Origin of the sequence: Mycobacterium gastri (assembly GCF_002102175.1) — a bacterium.
Taxonomy (GTDB): domain Bacteria; phylum Actinomycetota; class Actinomycetes; order Mycobacteriales; family Mycobacteriaceae; genus Mycobacterium; species Mycobacterium gastri.
The window spans coordinates 1-7,846 of sequence record NZ_LQOX01000145.1; the positions used below are offsets into that span (position 1 = coordinate 1).

The following is a 7,846-nucleotide window of genomic DNA, read 5'->3' on the forward strand; positions in this document are numbered from 1 at the left end:
TCGATGCCCAAGGGGCTGTCGTCGGCGGCGATGGCGGGGTTGGGCGGGTTGCCCAATGCGGCGGAGTTGGCGCAGGCTGCCGGCACTGGCGGGATGCCGATGATGCCGATGCCGATGGGCGCCGGTGGTGCCGGGGCGGGGATGCCCGGCGGGATGATGGGCCGTGGGGGCGCGAATCCGCATGTGGTGCAGGCGCGCCCGAGTGTGATACCGCGTACCGGTGTCGGGTAGGGCCAGATCGGTCGCCTGCCAGGAGTTCATCACCGCGTTGGGCCGCACCTTCCAGGTGATCTACGAACACGCCAACGCCCACGGTCAAAAGGTGCAAGCCGCTGGTTCTACAGGGCGCGGGTAACACCTACCAACCAGTGTTATCCATGCCCTCACCATGACAGTCGAAGCGATCCGTGGTCTCGGCGCGGACGCGATGTGTGACGAGGCGACGAAACCGGCGCCGGCGGCCGCAATCAGAACCGGGCCCTTATACGTGACCTATCCCCCTGGTCATCAGGAATGTCCCCAGCAGCGCAATGACGACTGCGAAGATCTGGTGCCGTCGAGCCTTGACCCAGCGCTGCAGCACCGACATGATCTGGCCGGTCTTCGCCGGCGCCGCCAGCTGGCTGGCGAGTGGGAGCTCGACGAATGCCAGCGCGACAAGGGTGTACACCCCCGCTGCTGTGACCTGGGTGGCCACCGCAGCTCCGGAGGCCAAAATCGCAGTGAGCGCTACCAGAAACCGGAGATCCGCCAACATCCCGACTCCGAGGACGAACGCCACCCGCAGCGGGCGGGCCTGCAACGCGAACTGGGCTCGCGTCGACAACCTCGAGATCGTCATGGACGTCCGGACCTGCAACTGCGATGGATTGGTGCCTGTCATCCCAAGCCGTATCCGCTGGCCTGGGGAGAGGCCAATCGCCAGCGCGGCGACGAACAGCGCCGTGACACCCATCGCGATCTGAATGTGTCCGGCGGTGGAACTGGCGGTGGCAACTTCGACCCGGTGCATGACGTCGAGCGTGAATCCTCGTAGTCCGAAGAGCACACCCGCAGCCAGAGCAACGCTGGTGACAATGCCGCCGAGCCAAAACGCTACGAGCTGGCCGACGGCACGAGGTCGCGACGACAGGAGAACGCTGATCCCGATCCGCACCGGGTCGGCCGTCGCCAGGAGCGCCAACACGAGCACTGTACCCCACATGGCAACGGACGCTACAACGACGACGACGATCACGAAACCCGGTCGGGACAATGGTTTTCCGATCACCACCGGGTTACTCGCGCCAGGACGTCATTTCTGGCGTCAGATTAAGACCGACGGTGCCGAATGCCATTCGTTTGAAAAGTCGATGAACGGGCGCTGACCTCGAATAATCGGGGCGGATGCAGGTATCGGCGCCAAGTCGAGAAATGGCACTATGAAGGATCGATTAGGAATGTGGGATTCGATAAATTTTTGTCGTCACGCACTTTAATCCGATGGGTATTGGCACGTTGGCCGCAATGGGTTGCGCCGGCACGGCGTACCGTCCGCTTCGATGACAGGGTCACCCGGTCGGTGCGCTTCGGGCGGGTCGCCGCCGCCTGGCACCGCTCCGAGCGCGGCTTAACCAGGCCCCGGCGGTTTCGCCGCGGTTTTCGTGGTCTCGACAACGCCGGTCAACACACCCGAACTCCGTACCCGCCGGTATACCGCGACCGGCGATACCGATCCCGGAAACCGATTCCAGCGCGTTTGCTGCAGGTGAAAATAGGCCTGCGACACGCCGGTCGGCCTGCCGCGATCGATCGGCGTCGTAACTATACCGTGAGCTGAACTGTGCGCAGGGAGGCGAATTACGTGACAGAAAACCCCTTCCGGGGAATGTCACGCCGGGAGTTCTTTGCAAAGCTCACCGGCGCCGGCGCTGCGGCGTTGCTGATGGACTTTGCCGGTCCGGTGATCGAAAAGGCTTATGGTGCGGGCCCATGCTCGGGGCATTTGACCGACATCGAGCACATCGTGTTGTTGATGCAGGAGAACCGGTCATTCGACCATTACTTCGGCACACTTTCGAGCACCCGAGGTTTTAACGACCCGTCGCCGGCGTACCAACAAAAGGGTTGGAATCCGATGACGCAGGCACTCGACCCTGCGGGAATCACCATTCCATTCCGGCTCGACACCACCCGTGGCCCCATTCTGGACGGCGAGTGCGTCAATGATCCCGACCACGCCTGGATCGCCATGCACACCTCCTGGAACAACGGCGGCAACGACAACTGGCTTCCGGCGCAGTCGGCGACGCGCACCGGGCCTTATGTCCCGATGGTCATGGGTTATTACACGCGCCAGGACATCCCGATCCACCATCTGTTGGCTGATACGTTCACCATCTGCGACGGCTACCACTGCTCGCTGCTCGGTGGCACGCTGCCTAATCGGCTGTATTGGATGAGCGCCACCATCGATCCCGCCGGCACCAACGGCGGACCGCAGTTGGTGGAGCCCGGCTTCCTGCCCGAGCAGCAGTACAGCTGGCGCATCATGCCGGAGAACCTCGAGGACGCCGGCATCAGTTGGAAGGTGTACCAAAGCAAAGACGCCGGGCGGTTCATCAACACTCCCATCAGCAATAACGGGCTAGTGCAGGCTTTTCGGCAGTCCGCAAACCCGAGGTCGAACCTGGCTCGGTTCGGCATCGCGCCGACCTACCCGCTGGACTTCGCCGCTGATGTCAAAGGCAACCGGTTGCCGCAGGTTTCCTGGCTGGTTCCACCGTTCATCCAGTCGGAGCATCCCGCATTGCCGGTGGCGCTGGGCGCCGTGGCGATGGTCAACGCGCTGCGCATCCTGCTTTCCAACCCGGCGGTGTGGGAGAAAACCGCCTTGATCATCAGCTATGACGAAAATGGCGGCTTCTTCGACCACGTGACGCCGCCGACGGCACCGCCGGGTACTCCCGGTGAGTACGTCACGGTGCCCGACATCAACGCAGTGTCCGGTTCCGGGGGCATCCGGGGCCCGATCGGCCTGGGCTTTCGGGTGCCCTGCCTGGTCATTTCGCCGTTCAGTCGCGGCGGGTTGATGGTCCACGACACGTTCGACCACACCTCGCAGTTGAAGTTGATTCGCGCGCGCTTCGGTGTGCCGGTTCCCAATTTGACCGCCTGGCGCGATGGCGTCGTGGGCGACATGACCTCCGCGTTCAACTTCGCAACACCGCCGAACCCGACCAGACCCGACTTGAGCCATCCGCTCTTGGCAGCAGTGCCGAAACTGCCGCAATGCATCCCCAACGTCATATTGGGAACGACGGACGGCACGCTGCCGGCCATTCCTTACCGAGTGCCTTATCCCCAAATGATGCCGACTCAGGAAAGCAGCCCCACTCGAGGAATTCCCAGCGGGCTTTGCTAATCGGCCGAGAAGCTGCCGTTACGGCTTTCGGTGACGACGGGACGATTTGCGCTCCGGCATCGAAATGATCAGCACTGGCTTGCGTATCGGGTCCGACACGCCGGTGGGCTTATCAGGGTTGATGGCCGGCGTAACTATACCGTGATCGGGAATGTGCGTAGCGGCCATCAAGGAGGGCGTGTGGGGAGCGAGCACCCAGTCGACGGAATGACCCGTCGACAATTCTTTGCTAAAGCCGCTGCCGCCACCACCGCCGGCGCTCTCACGTCATTAGCCGCCCCGATTATCGAAAAGGCTTATGGAGCCGGGCCTTGCTCGGGGCATTTGACCGATATCGAGCACATCGTGTTGTTGATGCAGGAGAATCGGTCATTCGATCACTACTTCGGCACGTTATCGGGCACCCGGGGTTTCAACGATCCGTCACCGGCATTCGCGCAAAAGGGCTGGAATCCGGCGACGCAGGCGGTAGACCCGGCCGGCACCACGATCCCCTTCCGGTTCGACACCACCCGGGGGCCGCTGCTTGACGGCGAATGTGTCAACGACCCGGATCACGGCTGGATCGCCATGCATAACTCATGGAACGGCGGCGCCAACGACGATTGGTTGCCGGCGCAGGCCGCGTCCAGCCCGCTGCAGGGCAACGTCCCGGTGACGATGGGTTACTACACTCGCCGGGACCTCCCCATCCACTACCTGCTTGCGGACACATTCACAGTTTGCGACGGCTATTACTGCTCGCTATTGGGCGGGACCACGCCCAATCGGCTGTATTGGATGAGCGCCTGGATCGATCCGGACGGCACCAACGGTGGTCCGATTCTGATCGAACCCATCATCCAGCCGCAGCAAAAACTCAGCTGGCGGATCATGCCGCAGAACCTCGAAGACGCCGCCGTTAGCTGGAAGGTCTACCAGAACAAATTTCTGGGGCCGCTTAACAATACGGTTGTGGGGTACAACGGACTGATCAACGATTTCCAGCAGGCCGCAGATCCGAGATCCAATTTGGCCCGCTACGGCATCGCCCCTACGTATCCCTTGGACTTCGCCGCTGACGTCAAGAACAACGCGCTGCCCAAAGTTTCCTGGGTGCTGCCGGGATTCTTGTTGTCCGAACATCCCGCATTACCCGTTTCCATCGGCGCCGTCGGTATCGTCGACGTGCTGCGGATTTTGCTGTCGAATCCGGCGGTGTGGGAGAAGACCGTGGTGATCGTCAACTACGACGAGAACGGAGGTTTCTTCGACCACGTGACGCCGCCGACGCCGCCACCGGGTACCCCCGGGGAGTACGTCACCGTTCCCGATATCAACTCCGTACCGGGTTCCGGCGGTATTCGCGGGCCCATCGGCTTGGGTTTCCGCACCCCGTGCATCGTCATTTCGCCCTACAGTCGCGGTCCGCTGATGGTCCACGACACGTTCGACCACACCTCGACGCTGAAATTGATCAGCGCGCGGTTCGGCGTGCCCGTTCCCAACCTCAGCGCCTGGAGAAACGGCGTGGTCGGCGATATGACTTCGACGTTCAATTTCGCGGTCCCGCCGAACCCGTCGAAACCCAATCTGGATCACCCGTTACTGAAGTCAGTCCCCAAACTGCCGCAGTGCGTTCCCAACGCGGTATTGGGAACGACGACCAAGACATCAATTCCGTATCGGGTGCCATTTCCACAGATGATGCCCACCCAGGAAACGTCACCGACCCGCGGAATTCCCAGCGGCGTCTGCTGAACCGGCTGTGCCGCCTCGGCCGCAGCTGGGCAATGCTGAGCGGTTTCTGCTGGCTGAGCGGGTACAGCGGACGGGCGCGGCCCGCCCGGACCGGTATGCGCGCCCAACGTGGCAACTGGTTTCTTCGCCGAGACCCGATAGGCCGGCACTTGTTATTCCCGGCGGCCCGGTTATGCCGATGCGGCCGATTCAAGTTTGAACACGACACCGCGGACCGCAGTCAAAAGGATCGAATACGCACCGGACACGCCGGTTTGCGTTTCGCTGCCGACTTCCGTCACGCCTATACGGTCAACTCAAACATCGATAGAGGAGGGCCGGTGGGCGGCAGTGCATTTGCCGGGATGTCTCGTCGAGAATTCCTGGCCAAGTCCACCGGCGTCGGGGCGGCAGCCTTTCTCAAGGACTGGGCCGGCCCAGTGATCGAAAAGGCTTACGCTGCCGGCCCATGTTCTGGGCATCTAACCGACATCGAACACATCGTCTTGTGCCTGCAGGAAAACAGATCATTCGATCATTACTTCGGCACGCTCTCCAGCGTGGATGGGTTCGACACCCCGACTCCGCTGTTCGCCCAGAAGGGCTGGAATCCGCAGACGCAAGCGGTCGACCCCGCCGGCATTACCTTGCCGTACCGCATCGATACGACCAGGGGCCCCAACGGGGTTGGCGAATGCGTCAACGACCCCGACCACCAGTGGATCGCGGCGCATTTGTCGTGGAATGGCGGCGCCAACGACGGCTGGCTTGCGGCGCAAGCCAGGACCCGGTCGGCGGCCAATACGCCCGTGGTGATGGGCTACTACGCGCGCCCCGACATCCCGATCCACTACCTGCTGGCCGACACGTTCACCGTCTGCGACCACTACCACTCTTCGCTTCTCGGCGGGACGATGCCCAACCGGCTCTACTGGATCAGTGGCACCGTCAACCCCGACGGCGACCAGGGCGGACCACAGATAGTCGAGCCGTCCATCCAACCGAAACTGACGTTCAGTTGGCGCATCATGCCCCAAAACCTCAGCGACGCCGGCATCAGTTGGAAGGTCTACAACAGCAAGCTGCTCGGCGGCCTCAACGACACGTCGCTGAGCCGCAACGGCTATGTCGGCAGTTTCAAGGCGGCGGGAGATCCGCGGTCGGATCTGGCGCGATACGGGATAGCGCCAACATATCCCGGGGACTTCGTCCTCGACGTCATCAACAACAGGCTGCCGCAAGTCTCCTGGGTGGTGCCGCTGACCGTCGACTCCGAGCATCCGTCCTTTCCGATCGCCGTGGGTGCCGTCACGATCGTCAACCTGATCCGGACGTTGCTTCGCAATCCGGCCGTATGGGAAAAGACCGCGCTGATCATCGCTTACGACGAACACGGCGGATTTTTCGACCACGTCACGCCACCGACGGCGCCGCCGGGCACACCCGGCGAATGGATTCCCAACAGCGTCGACATCAACAAGGTCGATGGCTCGGGTGGTATCCGGGGGCCGATCGGTCTGGGGTACCGGGTGCCATGTTTCGTTATCTCTCCCTACAGCAGAGGCGGGCTGATGGTCCACGACCAGTTCGACCACACGTCGCAGCTGCAACTCATCGGCAAGCGCTTCGGGGTTCCGGTCCCCAACCTGACCCCCTGGCGGGCCAGCGTGACCGGAGATATGACGTCGGCATTCAATTTCGCCGCCCCGCCCGACCCGTCGCGACCCAACCTGGACCACCCGGCCCGGCAGCTGCCGAAGATTGCCAACTGTGTGCCCAACGTGGTCCTGGGGTTTCTCAACGAAGGGCTTCCCTATCGGGTGCCTTATCCGCAGACGATGCCGGTCCAGGAATCGGGGCCGGTCCGCGGAATTCCCAGCGGCATCTGCTGACGATCGACCGCCTTTTGAATGCATTTTCACCCTGTAACTACGGTGCAGCCGCTGCCGTGCGCGGCGTTTCCTGCTGCGCGGATCAAGCGACAGGGTCGGCCGTTGCGAACGGCGGTGCCCCAGCCGGCCACCCCACGTCGGCCCGCGGCGCCGCTGTTCGTGCGGGCATGCAGAGAAATCGGAGAAATCGGGATATTGGCCGCGGGATTGTCATACGATGCGAAGTGCTCGATGGTTTGTGGTTGCCATTGAGGGTTGGTTTATTGGAATCGGCACTGGAAGGGGACAGCGTGCTTTTGCCTCTTGGTCCGCCTTTGCCGCCCGATGCCGTGTCGGCGAAGCGCGGTGAGTCGGGGATGCTTGGCGGGTTATCGGTTCCACTCAGCTGGGGTACGGCCGTTCCACCGGATGACTATGACCACTGGGGCAAAGAGGATGAAGCGGCCGAGGTCGCCATCGTGCCCGGTGCGGTCGATCCCGAACCCGCCGAACTCGGCACCGAGGAGTGGGACGAGTGGGCGGAGTGGAACGAGTGGGAGGCAGCCAATGCCGAACCTCGGTTCGAGGTGCCGCGTAGCAGCAGGGTCGTACCGCATTCTCCGGCGGCCGGTTGAGAGAAAGGGGTGACTGTCGTTCTTCATGACCGATGGGTGACTTCCGTATCACCGCGGTCGGCACTACGAGGAGTCAATCTGCACAAATAATTCCCGAGTACGAGTAGCAAGAGCCCAGTTGACTATATAAGCCCAGTTGACAAGGAGACAGGCAACATGGCAACACGCTTTATGACCGACCCGCACGCGATGCGGGCGATGGCGGGCCGCTTCGAGAT

The 7,846-nt window shown here is 62.5% G+C and carries 5 protein-coding genes and 2 pseudogenes; 6 read left to right on the forward strand and 1 reads right to left on the reverse strand.

Going from position 1 to position 7,846, the window contains the following annotated elements; genetic code table 11:
• Together AWC07_RS23530 and AWC07_RS27815 are read left to right on the forward strand one after the other, a co-directional pair.
• Positions 1–231: pseudogene (locus tag AWC07_RS23530) on the forward strand (PPE family protein); the annotation flags it as partial.
• A pseudogene (locus AWC07_RS27815) lies at positions 227–355 on the forward strand (type VII secretion protein EsxI); the annotation flags it as partial. The pseudogenes AWC07_RS23530 and AWC07_RS27815, both read left to right, overlap by 5 nt.
• A 126-nt stretch (positions 356–481) precedes the next feature.
• Here AWC07_RS27815 and AWC07_RS23535 read toward each other — a convergent pair.
• Entirely contained in the window at positions 482–1,204 is a 723-nt protein-coding gene (locus AWC07_RS23535) for a GAP family protein (RefSeq protein WP_036409598.1), read from the reverse strand.
• A gap of 663 nt (positions 1,205–1,867) precedes the next feature.
• On the opposite strand from AWC07_RS23535, the gene AWC07_RS23540 reads away from it, so the two are divergent.
• From AWC07_RS23540 to AWC07_RS23555, 4 genes are all read left to right on the forward strand, one after another.
• Positions 1,868–3,403: a phospholipase C gene (locus AWC07_RS23540; RefSeq protein WP_036409569.1), complete on the forward strand. Its 1,536-nt coding sequence runs from the start codon at positions 1,868–1,870 to the stop codon at positions 3,401–3,403.
• A gap of 207 nt (positions 3,404–3,610) precedes the next feature.
• Positions 3,611–5,143: a phospholipase C gene (locus tag AWC07_RS23545; protein WP_036409570.1), complete on the forward strand. Its 1,533-nt coding sequence runs from the start codon at positions 3,611–3,613 to the stop codon at positions 5,141–5,143.
• 344 nt (positions 5,144–5,487) lie between these two features.
• Positions 5,488–7,014, forward strand: coding sequence for a phospholipase C (locus AWC07_RS23550; protein ID WP_036409600.1), 1,527 nt, complete (start codon positions 5,488–5,490; stop codon positions 7,012–7,014).
• A gap of 290 nt (positions 7,015–7,304) precedes the next feature.
• A complete protein-coding gene (locus AWC07_RS23555) occupies positions 7,305–7,628 on the forward strand; it encodes a hypothetical protein (RefSeq protein ID WP_341865278.1) in 324 nt (107 codons plus the stop codon).
• Positions 7,629–7,846: the final 218 nt, after the last annotated feature.